Genomic DNA, 16088 nt, shown 5'->3' on the forward strand with positions numbered 1-16088 from the left:
CAGGTCGGCCCCGCGCTGCAGGAGATCCATGGCGCCATGGAGCTCGCAAAGGGGCAGCAGGCGACGCCATCGGGCGTCCTGCGGATCAACGCCTTCGCCACCGCGGCGCGAGAAGTCCTCTCGCCCCTGATCCTCGAGTACCTGCGGCGTTATCCCGAGGTGCATATCGACCTGGTTACCGAGGGCAGACTGGTCGACGTGGTGGCAGATGGCTTCGACCTCGGGGTCCGGATCGCCGACCTGGTGCCGACCGACATGATCGCCGTGCCGCTGGGACGAACGCTCCACTATGTCGTTGTGGGCTCACCCAGTTACTTCGCGACCCACCCAAAGCCCAAGTTTCCGGGTGACCTCGCCGGACACCGATGCATTCGGGTCCGCCTGCCGAACGGCGCCCTGTTCCGCTGGCCGTTCGACGTCCGCGGCGAGACCGTCCATCTCGACGTGACCGGTCCGATCACCCTGGACGAGGCCAGCCTCTCCAGGGCCACCGTGCTGGAAGGCCTAGCGCTTGGGTTCTTCATGGAGCCCGACGTGCGGAGCGACATCGATGCCGGCCGCCTGGTCACCGTGCTCGACGATTTCGCGGTTCGGCGCCCGCCAATCTGTCTCTACTATCCGAGCCGGCGAAATTCCTCGGCCGCGCTCAAGGCGTTCATCGGTCTGGCGCGCGAGCTGAGCGGACGCCCAACGGGGTAGCATCCAGCCTTCCGATCCCCCTCCCCCACAAGGCGAGTAGCCTCACGCTGCCGCAACGAACCCATCGACCTGCGAGAATATCGCCGACATCGCGTCCTGAGGCTGGCCCGCGTCTGCGCCAATCCGTCCTTCGGCATAGAACAGCGCCAACTGATCTCGAGCACGGCTCACGCGGCTCTTGATGGTGCCGATCGCGCAGCCGGTGATCGCCGACGCTTCTTCATAAGACAGGCCAGCGGCCCCAATCAGCAAGAGCGCCTCTCGGTGATCAGGTGAAAGCATGCCTATCGCGCGCCGCAGCTCATCGAGTTCGAGGCGATCGGTGTCTCCGGTGACCGCCACGAGGGTGCGCGCAGCCACGTCGGGATCAAGCGAGCTTGAGCGCCAGCTGCGGCGTTGCTCCGAGAAGAAGGCATTGCGGAGGATCATGAAGGTCCAAGCCGTCATATTGGTCCCCATCGTAAACCGATGACGCGACGCCCAGGCTTTCGCCAACGTTTCTTGAGCCAGATCTTCACCGCGTTGGACGTCGCCGCTGAGATGGCGGCCAAAGGCGCGCAGGTGGGGGATCAGACTGATCAGTTCGGCCTCAAAGGCTTTCGCTTCGCTCAATTCGGACATGGTCGTTCCTAACGTCTGGCCAGCCGTCCTCGGACGACAACGTCCTGGCCTGCCTCGATGGGAAGCCCCGCCCGGACATGAACCGGGCGAGCCCCCCTGGGGACTGCGCCAGCAGTGACTGGCGATTCATTCGAACATCGATACCTGGAAAGGTCTGTCGGCCAGGCGACAGTGCCCAGATAGCGGGGCGATCGCCGCCCGCCTGCTTCGCGACATTTTCCGTCTGAGGAGAAACCTTGGCTTTAGGTCGGGGTTAATCACCAACGGGTCGGCCAAGCAGGGCTTGGCCCTCAGGTCGAAAGATCTGCTGTAGGAGCGTACATGTCTGTCGATTTCCCGCCCCCTATGAGCGACCCGCGCGTCGCCACCGGCGTCCCTGGTTTGGACGAAATCCTGGGAGGGGGCCTTACACGTGACCGGATCTATCTCGTCGAGGGCACGCCCGGCTCTGGCAAGACGACCTTGGCGCTGCAATTCCTGCTGAAGGGGCGAGAGCTCGGCGAGAGCGGTCTCTACATCACCCTCTCCGAAACCGAGATCGAGCTTCGCGCCGCAGCCGCCAGCCATGGATGGTCTCTGGACGGCATCTCGCTGTTCGAGCTCGTCAGCGAGGAAGGATTGGACCCCGACAGCGAGCAGTCCGTCTTGCACCCGTCAGACGTCGAACTCGGCGAAACGACGCGCGGGGTCATGCGTATGGTTGAGGAAACCAAGCCAATGCGGGTCGTGTTCGACAGCCTGTCGGAGATGCGCCTTCTGGCCCAAAATCCGCTGCGCCATCGGCGGCAGATTCTGGCGCTCAAGCATTTCTTCGTCACGCGCAACTGCACAGTGCTGCTGCTTGACGACCAGACGGCAGAGGACGGCGACCTGCAGCTTCACAGTATAGCGCACGGGGTGATCAGCCTGCAGCGGACGCCTCAGGAATATGGCTCCCAGCGCCGACGCCTGGAGGTCGTGAAGATGCGCGGTGTAAAGTATCGCGGCGGCTTTCACGACTTCGAACTCGATACCGGCGGCGTCACTGTTTTCGAGCGCCTCGTGGCCGCCCGGCATCACACGGTCTTTCCCCAGGAAAAGGTGTCGACAGGAACACCGCGGCTCGACGCACTCATCGGCGGCGGCCTGTCGCGAGGTACAAACACGCTTATCAGCGGCCCGTCCGGGGTCGGCAAGACGACCACCGCGGTGCGCTGCGCGCTCAGCGGCTTGGAGCGCGGCGAAAAGGTCGCCTACTACCTGTTCGACGAAGGCCTGCCGACACTGCTGGCGCGGTCTAAGATCCTTGGGATGGACCTGCAGCCGTTTCTCGATAGCGGTCAGCTGCTGATACGGGCGGTCGATCCAGCAGAGCTGTCGCCAGGGGAATTCGCCTTCCACGTTCGCAACGCAGTTGAGAGCATGGACGCGCGCATGGTCGTGATCGACAGTCTCAACGCCTATCTGCAAGCGATGCCGGGGCAAAAATTCCTGCTCCTGCAAATGCATGAGCTGCTCACATACTTGAACCAACAGGGCGTTGTGACCCTCCTCATCCTTGGGCAGCACGGCTTCATCGGCGAGGTGCGTAGCGACGTCGACCTCAGCTATCTCAGCGACAGCATCCTCTTGTTCCGTTTCTTCGAGGCCGCCGGATCGGTTCGAACCGCAATATCGGTGGTCAAAAGTCGGACCAGTGAGCATGAAAAGACTATTCGGGAGATACGTCTCACCACCAACGGGATCGAGGTTGGCGAGGCCCTCAGCGACTTCCAGGGGGTGATGTCGGGCCTGCCGTCCTACGAGGGCAAGATCCCCATGCTGGGCGCCGAGAGATCTCGCGTCGATGGATGAGCGCATTCTGATCCTGGCTCCTCGCGGCCGGGACGCACCCGTGATCGCCGAGAGTTTGGCTAGTCTTGGGTATCGCTCCCTGATCTGCCCGGACCTGGGAGCCTTGACGGACGCCTTGCACGAGAACGCTGGGGCCGCCGTCCTAACGGAGGAGGCTCTTGCGCAGGACGGGACCCAAACGCTGAGCGCCTGGCTGGCGGCGCAGCCTCCTTGGTCTGACTTCCCCTTCATCGTCCTGGTCACCAAACAGCCAGGCAAGCGTGCCAAGGCGGACGCCGCACGGTTGCAGGCGATCGGCAACATTGTGCTGCTGGAGCGGCCGATCAACGCCGAGACCCTCGTGAGCGCCGCGGCCTCAGCCGTCCGCGCCCGACGCCGGCAATATCTGGCGCGTGATCAACTGAGCGATCAGGTGAAGGCTGAAGAACAACTGCGCTTCGTCCTCGAAGCAGGCCATCTTGGCGCCTGGGACCTGGACCTTGAAAGCCGTCGGCTGACCGCGTCCAAGCTGGCCAAGGCGCATTTCGGCCGCCAGGCGAACGAGCCCCTGACCCTGGATGATGTCCAAGCGGCCGTGCACCCGGACGATGCCGGCCGGCGCCTAGCCAACCTAGACGTGTCGATCACACAGGGCGGCGACTACGAAGTTGAGTATCGCGTCGTCTGGCCAGATGGGTCTGTTCACTGGTTGCAGGTGCGAGGCCGCCCCAACCGCGATCTGCCCGGCCAGTCGCGTCGGATGTCGGGCGTTACGCTGGACGTCACCGAGCGTAAGGCCGCCGAAGCGGCCTTGATAGAGCTGAACGCTACGCTTGAGCTGCGCGTCGCCGAGAGCGTTCACGAGCTTCGGCTCACCAATCAGCGCCTCAGAGACGAAATCGGCGAGCGCGAACAGGCGCAGGCCGCGCTGATCCAGGCTCAGAAGATGGACGCGATAGGCCAGCTCACTGGCGGTATCGCTCATGATTTCAACAACCTACTGACCGCGATCGTCGGCAATGTCGACATGATCGAGAAGCGCACCGACGATCCGCGCATTCAACGTATGGCTGCCAACGCGTTGGAGGGCGTCGAGCGCGCGACCAAGCTGACCGCGCAGCTGCTCGCCTTCTCCCGCAGCCAACAACTCGACCTGCGGGCCGTGGGCGTCGATGCCTTGATCTCGGGAATGGATGACCTCCTGACGCGAACCCTTGGTCACACCGTTGAGATCCGAACGGACCTGCGCGCAGGGGCCACGTGCGCCAACGCTGATCCCAACCAGTTGGAGCTCGCCATCCTCAACCTGGCGATCAACGCCCGCGACGCCATGGGCGAAGGAGGAACGGTTACGTTGCATAGCCGCTTGGCCGACGACTGGCATGAAGGCCTGCAGCCGGGCCAGCACGTCGTCATCTCGGTGAGCGACACCGGCCACGGCATTCCGGCCGACCTGTTGCAAAAGGTGTTCGATCCGTTCTTCACCACCAAAAGCGTGGGCAAGGGCACCGGCCTTGGTCTGAGCCAGGTTTATGGGATCGCAACGCAGTCTGGCGGCACGGTGCGTATCGAAAGCGCGGTGGGCGTGGGGACCACAATCGAAATCTGGCTGCCGGTCAGCCACGCAGACGAGCGTCTGAGGCCAAGTGAACTTCCGCCAAATGAAACCCCGCTCAGCCAGGGCGAACGAATACTCGTCGTCGACGACGATCCCGGCGTGCGGCAGTTCATCGTCCAGTGCCTCAAATCTCTCGGCTATAGAGTCACGGATGCGGCCAGTGGACAGGCGGGGCTCTATCGCCTCGCCAACGATCGGCCGCACCTGATGATCGTGGATTTCGCGATGCCGGGCATGAACGGCGCGCAGGTGGCCGCCCAGGCCAGGCAGGCCTCCCCGGACCTGGCGGTGCTTCTGGTGACCGGGTACGCCGACGCGCGAGCCATCAAGGACCTCGTCTTGTCAGAAGCTGTGCTACGCAAACCGTTCAAGGTCAGCGACTTGGCCGTGGCAGTCCGGCGCGCCTTGGAAGAAGCCAGATGGATCGAAGCCTGAGCAAGGTCCCGGCCCTTCAGCTCTGATCGTCCCCTGCCCCACTACAGTCCGCCGTGAGCGATCAGGCCTTGTTTGCCGGCGAGCTGCGCCGAGGCTTGGGGATCGGCTCTTCCGCAAGCTCGATCCAGGTCGGCGCGTGATCGCTCGTCTTCTCCCAAGCTCGCACGAAGCTGTCGACCTGAGCCGAATGCAGTCTTGGGGCCGCTGCGGGGCTGAGCAGCAGATGATCGATCCGCAGGCCCGCGTCACGGGCGAAGGCGTTCCGGAAATAGTCCCAGAACGTGTAGATGCGCTCGCCCGGATGAAGGCTGCGCAACGCATCGGTCCAGCCTTGGGCCGTCAAATCATGAAAGGCCGCGCGCACCTCGGGCCGAAAAAGGGCGTCGTCGCGCCAGCGTTCAGGTTTGTAGACGTCGAGCTCTGCAGGCATGACGTTGTAGTCGCCCGCAAGGACTACCGGAATATTGTGGGCTATCAGACCTGCAGCATAGGCGCTCAACCGGTCGAACCACTGCATTTTGAAATCGAACTTGGGTCCTGGCGCGGGATTGCCGTTTGGCAGGTAAAGACACCCGACCAAGACGCCGTCAATCGCCGCTTCAATATAGCGGCTTTGATCATCGCCGCCGCCCCCTGGAAGGCCGCGGCGTGTCTCTATCGGCACGCCGCCACGTTGCAGGATGGCCACGCCGTTCCAGCTCTTTTGGCCTAGCCAAATCGAGCCATAGCCGGCCTTCTCGATCTCCCCGACCGGGAACTTCTCCTGCGGAGTTTTCAGTTCCTGCAGGCAGACAACGTCCGGCTGGGCCGCTTCCAGCCACCGCAACAAGACGGGTAGCCGCCCATTGACGCCGTTGACGTTGTAGGTGGCGATTTTCATTGCTCAGGCGTCAGCATCTAATCGACCGTCCAAGCAAAACCCCAGGCCATCCTTTGGGAACGGCCTGGGGCCCCGGAACTAGAAGTCGCGCGGCGCGCCGAGGGGACCGCCGAAGCGATTGCCGTCCGGCGATGTGTCGCGGTCGTGCCGTTCAGTTGGCTCTTGCTGGGTGAAAGAGCGCTCCTCCACACGGTAGAGTTCACGCTCACGGTTGATGTCGTCGGAGCTGTAGGGCGCGGCGGTGTCGTCAAACTGCGACCAGCCCGTCTCGCGATACGCCGCCCCACGCGCCAGGGCGTCTACGCCCCGCGCCCCATCCAGAATGCCTTCAACCCGAACGGCGTCTTCGTCGCTGGTCTTGACGCTGACCAAGGTCCCGCCGCGGCGGACGCCTTCAGCATAGACATTCGCCTCTTCGTCAGAATGGCCCGCTTCCTTCAGCGCTCCTAGAATGCCGCCGGCCGCGCCGCCCGCCGCTGCGCCGACCACTGCGCCGACCGCTGTCGAGACCAGCCAACCTGCGGCCACGACCGGGCCAAGTCCCGGAATGGCGAGCATGCCAAGGCCTGCCAGCAAGCCAGCGCCGCCGCCGACGAGGCCACCCGTCGTCGCGCCCTTGCCCGCGCCGTCAGCTACGTCGTTCTCTCCGTCGCCGTTACGGTCACCGAGCGGCCCGCCGGCCCCTGGAGCGCCGCCGGCATGTTTGTGGCCGGCGTGCCAGTTGTCGGCGTTGTTGGAGACTAGGCTGATCTTGTGGTGATCGACGCCGGCCGCCTCAAGCGCCTCAACCGCGGTCAACGCTTCGTTGTGGCTGTCGAACAGCCGCGTAATGGTCTTGCTCATCGCATCTTCCAATTCTGCTGTTGTCTGTGGGTTAGGCGTCAGGAGGCGGTGACCGCGCCCTTGTAATCGACCGCGACGGTTGTCTGCTTGCCGGCCTTGGTGGCGCTGCCCTTCCAAATGCCGTTGGCGTCCTGCGTCAGGGCGCCGACATTTGTGTAACCGGCCCCTTCGATCGCACTTTTGGCCTGGGCTTCGGTGAACGAGTTCGCGCCGGCCGTAGGACCTGGCTCAGCGGTGGCCGGCGTCGTGTTGACCGCATCGTTTCGGGGGGTCTCGGACGCCGCGACGACCGGACCCTTGGTGTTGTCCGCTTCATCCGTCTTCTGACCGCAAGCCGCCACTAGCGTCGCTGCCAGGGCGACGCTCAAAATAGCTCTCATCATTGTTTCAAATCTCCCAGAGTGTGGGGAATAAGCCCGATCGTCGTGCTTGGTTCCACGGGTCGTTGAATTCAAATCGTGATTCAAGTTGTTGAAATAAAACGGAACTTATCTCGATGTGCGGAACCGCTCCCGCCGTCTGGCGCGGGGGGACGTCAGCAGCGATTGCAGTGTGGAGACGCGATCTCGCCGCGGCGTCCCGGCCCCGCCGCGCGGCGGCGAGGAGCTTCCCAAGCCTATTCGGCGGCCATCTGGAATGGCGTCGTCGACCAGAGCTGTGAGCGGTACGCCTCGAAGCACATGGCTCCGCACTTCAAGCGTATCAGAGCGCCTTCCGCGAGGTGCCGCGCCCGAGACGGGTCCTGGCTGACCAATGGGCGCAGGACATTGGCGATCCAGTCCTCGGCGTGTTTCACATCCAGAACAGCGTGGAGTTCGAAATACTTTCGAACCACCGGCGGCGCCTGGAGGCGCTTCAAACCTTCCGCCACGCGAGAAACCCGTGTCGGCGCGGTCAGTTCGACAACTCCAAGGGCCCCGATCGCGTGCCAGGCATAGCGTCGCGTCGTTGCAAAGGCCGTGAGGGTGTTGGCCAGCGCCAGGGAGGGCCAAACCGTGCCTTCAATGCTGGGCTTTAGCTGCAGCGCTTCAACTGCCCGGTCCAGCATCGGACCATGCATTCCGCCTTCGTTTCCCCTGCCCATCTCGTCCCAATAGTTGCGGGCCAGTTCGAGCTTCGCCGTCGTCGGCGCCTTGATCTGAGCCAAGGCGACAAGATCGTCGAAGCCGGCTTCGCCGGCGGCTTCCTGGGTGAGAAACCACTTCATGTCGTCAAGCGTCGCTGCGGTCGCCAGCCAATCGAATAGGCGGTCGCCCTGCCCTGGGCCATCGTGCTTCAAGGCCTCGAACCAGGCGACAAATTCGTCGACATCTGTCGGGGCGGCGGCCGCCTGCTCGGCTACTTCCTCGCGGAGATTTTCCACCCACACGCCTTCAAGCCATCGCATTCGAGATTCTTCTTTGAGATCAGCCTCCCAAGTGGGGCTGGGGGCGGAAGGCGCCAGTCGACGATGGTTCCAGCGCGCCAGGCTCTGATGCAGCCCCATCGGGTCGCAGATCGCGGGCGCGACATAGGTGGTTTTGGCGGTGTCGGTATATTGGGTGGTCATCTCTGAGCCTCCATTGCCGACGCCCAACGCTTCACCATCTGGGGGGTTTCAATGTCGAGCGTCCGACACGTCGCGCCTGGCGGCAGGAATCCATTTGCTTCGCCCGATGCCCCACGGCCTAGCCATCGCCAGGAATGACGACTAGATCGTTGGCGTGAGCACCGCCTCAAACATCCCCTCGCCGCCTACGCGCCCCCACGAGGACGAGTGCTGCCGACGCGGGTGCGACCCTTGCATCTTTGACTACTATGAGAGCGCGCTAGACCGCTGGTGTGATCGAGTTCGCAACATGGGAGCTGACCCCGACGCTATTCTCCTCCAGCTCGCGCCAATGTCCGGGCAATAGGTCAGCTACCCAGACGACCCATGACGAAATTTTCCAGTCGGCGTTGCTTCCCCTCAAGCCGCGAACCTGACAACGCTGCCCTGAAATGACCGAGCCAAACCTGCCTGTATGTGTCGCCGCCCTGTACCGGTTCTCGCCGTTCAGCGACTGCGAGGGGGTGCGCGACGGGTTGACTGTCGTCTGTGCCGACCACGGGATCAAAGGCACGCTGCTGGTGGCGCGGGAGGGCATCAATGGCACCATCGCGGGAACGCCAGATGGGATCGATGCAGCGCTGGCCTATATCCGCACGCTGCCCGGCTGCGAGGATTTATCGGTAAAGCTCTCCCGCGCCGAGGTCATGCCGTTCTACAGAATGAAGGTCCGCATCAAGCGCGAGATCGTCACCATGGGGCAGCCGCACATCGATCCCCTGGAGGCCGGGCATTATTTGTCGGCCGACGACTGGAACGCCCTGATCAGCGAGCCGGACACCCTCGTCATCGATACGCGAAATGACTACGAGGTCAGGATCGGCACCTTCGCAGGCGCCGTGAACCCAGGGACACGTAGTTTTCGGGAGTTTCCAGACTGGTTCCGCGCCAACCGCGAGGCCCTGCTGGATGGGCGGTCGTCGCCGAAGATCGCCATGTTCTGCACCGGTGGAATCCGCTGCGAGAAGGCGACCGCCTTCTTGAAGGCGGAAGGTCTGGACGACGTCTATCATCTCGACGGCGGCATCTTGAAATACCTGGAGACGGCAAGCGAGCCGACCAGCCTTTGGCAGGGCGAATGCTTCGTCTTTGACCAACGCGTGGCGCTCGGCCCTGGTCTGTCGCCGGGAAGCCATGTGCTGTGTCGCGCCTGCCGCATGCCTGTCACGCAGGAGGAGCGCTCCTCGGCCCTGTTTGAAGAAGGCGTCAGCTGCCCGGCCTGCCATGGTGAGCGGGACGCGCAACAGCGGACGGGCTACGCGGAGCGCCAGCGCCAGGTCGCTCTGGCTGCTTCCCGCGGCGTCGACCACTTCGCCAGCGGGCCACCGGTCAAGCCGGACCGCTAACTTGCGCCAAGCGCGAGGTGGTCTCGCCCGCTTCGAAGCCTCCTGAAGAGTTCGCTAGACCCCTGCCCGATAACGTTCGGCGGCATGAGCCTGAGCAAAACCGGGCAGCATGGCCTGCCGCGCGGCTTGATAGGCGTCCCAGTGGGCGGCGTCGGGAAGCGGCGGCACCGTCACCGGCTCGCGGCGGTCAAAGCCGACCAGGGCGGCGTCCACCAGCTCGCCGACCTCCATGACCGCGCTCAGCGCGTTTACATCAGCGCCGGAGCGCTCCCAGATTTCCGTGCGCGTCGCTGAGGGAAGCACCGCCTGGACGTAGACACCCTTGGGACCGAGCTCGAGGCTCAGGCCTTGGGACAGAAACAGCACAAACGCCTTGGTCGCCCCGTAGACGCTCAGGCCAAACTCCGGCGCCAGTCCCACGACCGAGCCGATGTTGATGATCGCGCCCTCGCCACTCTTCGCGAGACGCGGGGCGACCGCGCTGGCCAGCCGCAGAACTGCGGTGATGTTGAGAGCGGCCAACTGCGCGACGTCTTCCGTGGACTGATCCACAAAGCGCCCTCCCAGACTGGCCCCGGCGTTGTTGACCAAAATCCCGATCCCATCGTCATTGCGCAAGCGCGCCTCCACGACTGCAAGCTCGGCGGGGTTGGTAAGGTCGGCGGGCAGAACATCGATCGCCACCCCAGTCTCTCGGCGCAGATCGGCGGCCATGGCCTCCATCCGCGCGCCGTCGCGCGCGACCAGCACGAGATCATGTCCACGGCGCGCGAAGCGATCGGCATAGGTCGCGCCAATGCCGCTGGAAGCGCCGGTGATGAGGACGGAAGGCTTCTTGGCCATGGTGGTGCTTTCTTCTCTAGTGGATTCAATGCCCATGATGAGCGACCTGATCGAGACGCCATCACCACTTTTCGACCCAGGGCCGAAGGACCACTTCGAAGGCCCAGGTGGAGCGATGCTGGCGATGGAGCTGGAGATAGACTTCAGCGATGTGGGCGGGGTCGGCCATGTTGTCGTCCACCGTCGTCCCCGCCAGTCGATGGGCCCGCGTCCCGTCTTCCTGGATAAAGCCGATCGCGGCGTCGATCGGTACGTTGGCGACGTGAATGCCTTCGGGCATCAATTCTCTCGCCATGCTCTGCGCGAGCCCGGCTTTCGCATGGCAGGTCATCGCGAAGGCAGCGCTCATCGGGAAGCCCTTGAGGGCCGCGCTGGCGTTCGTAAATATGATCGTGCCCCGCGCGCCATTGGCGTCTGGAGGGTTGTCGCGCATCAACCGCGCGGCGCTCTGACCCACCAGGAATGCGCTGAACGCGGCGTTCTGGAACGTCTCGAACGCCATCGCCGGATCGGCGTCGGCGATGCCCTTGCGGAAGATACCGGGCACGCGCCCATCGATATTGTGCACCACCAGCCGCGGCGTCCCCAGATCGTTCGCCACGTTGCGGAACAGCAGATCGACCTCTTCGGCCCGACTGGCGTCGCAGGCGTAGCGGCGCACGCCGTGACTCCCTTCCAGGGCCTGAAGGACCGCCTTGTCCGGCGACCGTGCGGCCACGGCGACGCGCATGCCGCTCTCAGAGAATAGCCGGGCGCAGCTCGCGCTGATGCCCGGGCCGCCGCCCACGATCAGGGCGACCTCTTTCGTGGATGATTGGCTAACCGATGAGGACATTGCGTTGGGCTCTCTGTCTTGGGGGCTCTAGGCCGCCGCCTTGGCTTGTAGACGTCTCTGCCCCACCGGCGCGAAGACTGCTGCGGCCAGCAGCGACGCGCCCAGCATGATCGCGGCAAGCGAGAGAGTCGGCGGCATGGGAAGAACGCTCGCCCCGGTCGAGCCGACGGCGGCGCACCCCATCTGCAGAAAGCCTAGTAGCGCTGACGCCGTCCCGGCCTCCCGTCCAAAGGGCTGGAGCGCTATGGCGGTGCCGAGGGGGTTGATTAGCCCCATGCCGAAGAGAAACAGCGTCAGGCCCATCGTGATGCTGACCAGGTTCGGAGCCCCGGCGAAGGCGAGAATAACGGCGCTCCCCGCGACCGCGAATCCCAGGCCCAGGGCGCCAGCCGCCACCGGGCTCCAGCGCCGCGCCAGCCTCGGCGCCAGAAAGCCCGCAGCGAATACAATCACGACGGTCCCAGCGAAATATAGCGCCAACTGCAGGCCGGTCAGGCCCAGGACGCTGATCAGAACGGCGGGAGCCGCGGCGAAAAACGTGTAGAGCGCGCCGATGACAAGGCTGACCGCTAGAGCCGGCAGGATGAACCGCGGGTTGGTCGCCAACCGAACGTAGGCCAGCCCGACGGCTGACAGGCTCAGGCTCTCTCGGCGTTCGACAGGGTGGGTCTCGCCGAGCATCTTCCAGTAGTACCCGGCCAGGACGGCCGCGAATGATGCGACGCCTAGGAAGATGGTCTGCCAGCCGAACAGGCCGCCCAGCGCGCTGCCGATCAGCGGTGAGAAGCCCGGCGACGCCGCCATCGCGATCATGGTCAGGGCGAGTGCGCGCGCCAGCCCCTCTCCGTCGAAGAGGTCGCGCACAATGGCGCGCGACAAGACCGACGCTGCACAAGCTCCAAGCGCCTGGATGATGCGGCCGAGGATCAGGATGGAGATATCGCCGGCCAGGGCGCACACCAGGCAGCCGAGCACGAAGGTCGCGAGCCCGCCCACGACAAGCCACTTGCGACCAAATCGGTCCGACAAGGGCCCAACCAGAAGCTGCCCGAACGCGAAGGCGACGAAGAAGCTGCTTAGTGTGAGCGCAAGATCCCGCGGCGAGACGTTCAGCTCTGCGCCGATCTGCGGAAACGCCGGCAGGATGATGTTCGTCGCCAAGGACCCCAGGGCCGCGAGACCCGCAAGCAGGAAGAGCGTCCCTGGCGTCAGGCGGGTGCGCGCTTGATCAACGTCGGTGTCCGAAAGCGCTGCCAACACGATGTCCTTGTCTCGATCAGAGCCCAGTCACGACGGGCTTCGATCAGCGGTTGCCTGGGCGGCCTGGGATCGTTACTCCTATTATGAGAGCCACAAGGACGCCGTCAAATGAAAGCGAAATCTTTTGCGGGCATGCGCTGCTCGGTCGCCGGCGCGCTGGAAATGATCGGCGACCGCTGGACCTTGCTGCTGCTGCGCGACTTGGGGCTTGGCCTGTCGAGATACGATCAGTTCCAGGCGAGCACGCAGATCCCCAACACCACGCTGTCGATGCGCTTGAAGGACCTCGAGCGGAATGGGATCGTCGAGCGGACGCGCTATCAAGAGCGGCCGCCGCGCGATGAATATCATCTGACCGAGAAAGGTCGCGACCTCTGGAAGGTGATCGCGGCCCTGCGGGAATGGGGAGATCGTTGGGACGCGTCTGGCTACGGCGCGCCGACCATCGAAGTCGTCGATAGAGACACCGACCGGGAGCTGCGCTTGGCCCTGATCGATCCCCAAACTGGTCAGGCCGTTGCGCGCGAACGCGTCAAATACCGCCCCGGACCCGGCGCGGACAGCGCCGTGCACGCCCTTCTCGAGCGCTCCACCAGCTAGGTGGCGTCTGCTCTCCAACCCTTGAGAGAACCGAATATGTCGGGAAGCAGTTTCGCGAGCCTGTTGTCGTCCATGGAGGCCGATGCTGGAACGTTCTCGACGGTCTTGCCTGACGACTGGCTCCAGGGGCGCACGGCTTTCGGCGGACTGTTGGCGGCCCTTTGCTGGGAAGCGGCGCAGCGGGCGGACGATGCGCTGCCGCCTTTGCGCTCGGGGCAGTTCGCCTTCGTCGGCCCGGCCGGAGGACGCTTGCGGGTCGAACCCACGCTGCTGCGTCGGGGCAAGTCCGCCGCGTTTTACAGCGTGGACCTACATGGCGACGGCGCCCTCGCCGTCCGCGGCCTGTTGTGTTTCGGCGCCAGCCGTCCATCGCTGCTCAATCAGGTCGACCTGCCGGCTCCCACAGTTCCTAGCTGGGATGACTGCCCGACCTACTTCGAGACCAGTGATCAACGCCGTTTCCTGCAACATTTCGACAGCCGCTTTGCGGCTGGAGCTCGTCCGTTCACGGCCGGCGCCAAACCCGAAATGGTCGTCTGGCTGAGACACCGCGATACCGCGACGCCGTCAACCATGGCGGCCCTGATCGCCTTGGCGGATGCGTTGCCGCCTGCCGCCCTCGTCAACTTTCAACCGGGCGGCGGCCCGATCAGCACAATGACCTGGTCGATCGACGTACTGTCGGATGCGCCTCGCAGTGCGTCGGGATGGTGGCTCGTGCGATCGACCGCGCAAACGGCGGTCAACGGCTATTCAGCGCAGGACATGGTGGTCTGGGATGATCAGGGCGCGCCTGTCCTGGCGATGCGCCAGACCGTCGCGATATTCGCCTAACTCAGGCGTCAGCAGCGGCAGGCTAGCCCACGGCTACTCGGTCGGGATGAACTACAAAGCTGTCTAGGTCGACCAGCGTGCGCCGCCAGGCGCCGGCCATGGCTGGCGTCCATTCTGGGCCGCAGGCTTCTTCGACCACCTCGGCGACCAGGCCGAAGAAGGTGGCGAACACGTCCGGCGGCACGTCGTAGCCGGCGTGGTTCACGACCTCAGTCTTGATCAGGTGATCGGCGAATTGTCGATCGCGAATGAAGTCGAGAATGGCCTCGAACGTCCGCATCAGCATCTCGCCGCGGATGGCGTTGGTGGTGTCGCGCCAGAACAGCAGCTTCATCGCCGGTTGGCGTTCAAAGAGCCGTTCGTAGACGACCGGGGTCAAGTCCCCGCCCCGCTCGGCGGCGATCTCCAAGCTTGTCTCGATCGCGTCGGCGTCTTTCGGATCGGTGCGCATGATCGCCTCGCTGAGCATAGTTAGGGTCATACGGCCGGCGGCGGGCGCCCGCCGGCCGCAGTAGCGTCAGTTCTTGTAGGGAATGATCACCGGCAGGGTCTCGAACCCGTGCACAAAGGCCGACCAATTCAGGGTCGGCTCACCGACCACCTTGATCTCTGGGAAACGCTTGAGGATTTCTTCCCAGATGATGGTCAGCTGCATCTCGGCGACGCGATTACCGACGCAGCGGTGGACGCCAAAGCCGAACGACATGTGCTGGCGCGGCCGTTCGCGGTCGATGATGAACTCGTTCGGACGATCGACCACCTCTTCATCGCGGTTGCCGGAGATGTACCACATGGCGACCCGGTCGCCCTTCTTGATGGTCTTGCCGCCCATCTCGACGTCCCGCGTGGCGACACGAGCCATATGCGCCAGGGGCGTCTGCCAGCGGATCGTCTCCGACACCATCGGCAGCACCAGGTCGTGGTTGGCGCGCAGCTTGGCGTATTGATCCGGGTTCTTGTTCAGAGAGTAGACGCTGCTGGAGATGGTGTTGCGGGTGGTGTCGTTGCCGCCGACGATCAGCAGGATGACATTGCCCTGGTAGGTCGCCAGTTCCATATCGCGAGTGGCGGGATTGTGCGCCAGCATGGAGATCAGGTCCCCGGCCGGCTCGGCGTTGACGCGCTGATCCCACAGCTCCTGGAATGCACCAAAGCACTCCATCATCGCTTGGCCCTTGTGCTCCCAGCTCTTCACCGGCCCGTGCCCGGGCTGATTGGTGACCATATCGGACCAGTAGGTCAGCTTGCGCCGGTCCTCGAACGGGAAGTCGAACAAGGTGGCCAGGGTCATGGCCGTCAGTTCCTTCGACACAAGGTCGACCCAGTCGAACTCCTTACCGATCGGCAGGGAGTCGAGGATCTGGCCGGCCCGCTCGCGCACCAACGGGGCCATGTTGTGCAGGTTTGAGGGCGCCACCGTCGGGCTGACCGCTTTACGCGCCGGGCCGTGTTGGGGTTCGTCCATGGTGATGAAGCCGGCGCCGCCGCGGCGGCGAAAGCCCATGACCTTTTCCTGTTCGGCCATGGCTACCTGATTGATCAGGGTGATCCCCTCAGCCGAGGAGAAGGCCTCATGATCGGTATCGACCGCCATGATGTCGTTCCACTTGGTGATCGACCAATATGGCCCGTACTCGCTGTCGGGCGTAAAATGGATGGGATCCTCGCGGCGCAGGCGCTCGAATACCGGCCAGATGGTGTCGTCATAGAAACGCGACACCTTGGCGGGGTTCAGCTGCTCCAGCGGCATGGCGGCGATTTCGGCTGCGGCGTCGGCAGCTTGGATTTTCGCTGAGATGTTCATGGCTTCCTTCCCAGGTCGTGATCCGACGGCGTCTGAACGCACCGCTTTGGACTTCAGAAGGTAAGTTGAG

General features: G+C 64.1%; 17 protein-coding genes. 7 read left to right on the plus strand and 10 right to left on the minus strand.

Annotated features, from left to right (window positions below; translation table 11 throughout):
* Positions 1 to 699, plus strand: a 699-nt coding sequence (locus Q8M13_RS11025) for a LysR substrate-binding domain-containing protein (RefSeq protein ID WP_305300001.1), incomplete at its 5' end; no start/stop codon positions are given.
* A gap of 42 nt (positions 700 to 741) precedes the next feature.
* Here the strand turns inward: Q8M13_RS11025 and Q8M13_RS11030 are convergent.
* Positions 742 to 1320, minus strand: coding sequence for a sigma-70 family RNA polymerase sigma factor (locus Q8M13_RS11030; RefSeq protein WP_305300002.1), 579 nt, complete (start codon positions 1318 to 1320; stop codon positions 742 to 744).
* A 321-nt stretch (positions 1321 to 1641) separates the two neighbouring features.
* Between Q8M13_RS11030 and Q8M13_RS11035 the strand changes: the two genes are divergently transcribed.
* Both Q8M13_RS11035 and Q8M13_RS11040 read left to right on the plus strand, forming a co-directional pair.
* On the plus strand, positions 1642 to 3153 hold the full coding sequence (locus Q8M13_RS11035) for an ATPase domain-containing protein (RefSeq protein ID WP_305300003.1): 1512 nt from the start codon (positions 1642 to 1644) through the stop codon (positions 3151 to 3153).
* Positions 3146 to 5185, plus strand: coding sequence for a PAS domain-containing hybrid sensor histidine kinase/response regulator (locus Q8M13_RS11040; protein ID WP_305300004.1), 2040 nt, complete (start codon positions 3146 to 3148; stop codon positions 5183 to 5185). Before Q8M13_RS11035 ends, Q8M13_RS11040 begins: the two co-directional genes overlap by 8 nt.
* A 61-nt stretch (positions 5186 to 5246) precedes the next feature.
* Here the strand turns inward: Q8M13_RS11040 and xth are convergent, their stop codons facing one another.
* The 4 genes from xth to Q8M13_RS11060 all read right to left on the minus strand — a co-directional run bounded on the left by xth (position 5247) and on the right by Q8M13_RS11060 (position 8457).
* Complete coding sequence (xth, locus tag Q8M13_RS11045; protein ID WP_305300005.1) at positions 5247 to 6065, minus strand: exodeoxyribonuclease III; 819 nt, start codon at positions 6063 to 6065, stop codon at positions 5247 to 5249.
* A 78-nt stretch (positions 6066 to 6143) separates the two neighbouring features.
* Entirely contained in the window at positions 6144 to 6908 is a 765-nt protein-coding gene (locus tag Q8M13_RS11050; RefSeq protein WP_305300006.1) for a hypothetical protein, read from the minus strand.
* A gap of 38 nt (positions 6909 to 6946) precedes the next feature.
* Positions 6947 to 7276 carry a hypothetical protein gene (locus Q8M13_RS11055; RefSeq protein WP_305300007.1) on the minus strand — a complete coding sequence of 110 codons (330 nt, stop codon included), beginning with the start codon at positions 7274 to 7276 and terminating at the stop codon, positions 6947 to 6949.
* Between the two features lie 248 nt (positions 7277 to 7524).
* On the minus strand, positions 7525 to 8457 hold the full coding sequence (locus Q8M13_RS11060; protein WP_305300008.1) for an iron-containing redox enzyme family protein: 933 nt from the start codon (positions 8455 to 8457) through the stop codon (positions 7525 to 7527).
* A gap of 154 nt (positions 8458 to 8611) precedes the next feature.
* Here Q8M13_RS11060 and Q8M13_RS21040 point away from each other — a divergent pair, with 154 nt between their 5' ends.
* Entirely contained in the window at positions 8612 to 8803 is a 192-nt protein-coding gene (locus Q8M13_RS21040; protein WP_370870027.1) for an oxidoreductase-like domain-containing protein, read from the plus strand.
* Between the two features lie 85 nt (positions 8804 to 8888).
* Entirely contained in the window at positions 8889 to 9842 is a 954-nt protein-coding gene (locus tag Q8M13_RS11065; protein WP_305300009.1) for a rhodanese-related sulfurtransferase, read from the plus strand.
* A gap of 54 nt (positions 9843 to 9896) precedes the next feature.
* Here Q8M13_RS11065 and Q8M13_RS11070 read toward each other — a convergent pair whose 3' ends face one another.
* From Q8M13_RS11070 to Q8M13_RS11080, 3 genes are all read right to left on the minus strand, one after another.
* The gene (locus tag Q8M13_RS11070) at positions 9897 to 10685 is read right to left on the minus strand and encodes an SDR family oxidoreductase (RefSeq protein WP_305300010.1); all 789 of its coding nucleotides are present in this window, start codon (positions 10683 to 10685) and stop codon (positions 9897 to 9899) included.
* Positions 10686 to 10746: 61 nt separating this feature from the next.
* The gene (locus tag Q8M13_RS11075; protein WP_305300011.1) at positions 10747 to 11520 is read right to left on the minus strand and encodes an SDR family oxidoreductase; all 774 of its coding nucleotides are present in this window, start codon (positions 11518 to 11520) and stop codon (positions 10747 to 10749) included.
* Positions 11521 to 11547: 27 nt separating this feature from the next.
* Complete coding sequence (locus Q8M13_RS11080; protein ID WP_305300012.1) at positions 11548 to 12777, minus strand: multidrug effflux MFS transporter; 1230 nt, start codon at positions 12775 to 12777, stop codon at positions 11548 to 11550.
* Between the two features lie 111 nt (positions 12778 to 12888).
* Here Q8M13_RS11080 and Q8M13_RS11085 point away from each other — a divergent pair, with 111 nt between their 5' ends.
* Positions 12889 to 13380 carry a helix-turn-helix domain-containing protein gene (locus tag Q8M13_RS11085; protein WP_305300013.1) on the plus strand — a complete coding sequence of 164 codons (492 nt, stop codon included), beginning with the start codon at positions 12889 to 12891 and terminating at the stop codon, positions 13378 to 13380.
* 36 nt (positions 13381 to 13416) lie between these two features.
* Positions 13417 to 14214, plus strand: coding sequence for a thioesterase family protein (locus Q8M13_RS11090; RefSeq protein ID WP_305300014.1), 798 nt, complete (start codon positions 13417 to 13419; stop codon positions 14212 to 14214).
* 22 nt (positions 14215 to 14236) lie between these two features.
* Here Q8M13_RS11090 and Q8M13_RS11095 read toward each other — a convergent pair whose 3' ends face one another.
* Both Q8M13_RS11095 and Q8M13_RS11100 read right to left on the minus strand, forming a co-directional pair.
* Positions 14237 to 14695 (minus strand): globin, encoded by a 459-nt coding sequence (locus tag Q8M13_RS11095; protein WP_305300015.1) that lies wholly within the window; start codon positions 14693 to 14695, stop codon positions 14237 to 14239.
* 36 nt (positions 14696 to 14731) lie between these two features.
* Positions 14732 to 16018 (minus strand): cytochrome P450, encoded by a 1287-nt coding sequence (locus Q8M13_RS11100; RefSeq protein WP_305300016.1) that lies wholly within the window; start codon positions 16016 to 16018, stop codon positions 14732 to 14734.
* Positions 16019 to 16088 lie beyond the last annotated feature (70 nt).

It is taken from the genome of Phenylobacterium sp., assembly GCF_030681155.1.
Taxonomy (GTDB): Bacteria; Pseudomonadota; Alphaproteobacteria; order Caulobacterales; family Caulobacteraceae; genus Phenylobacterium.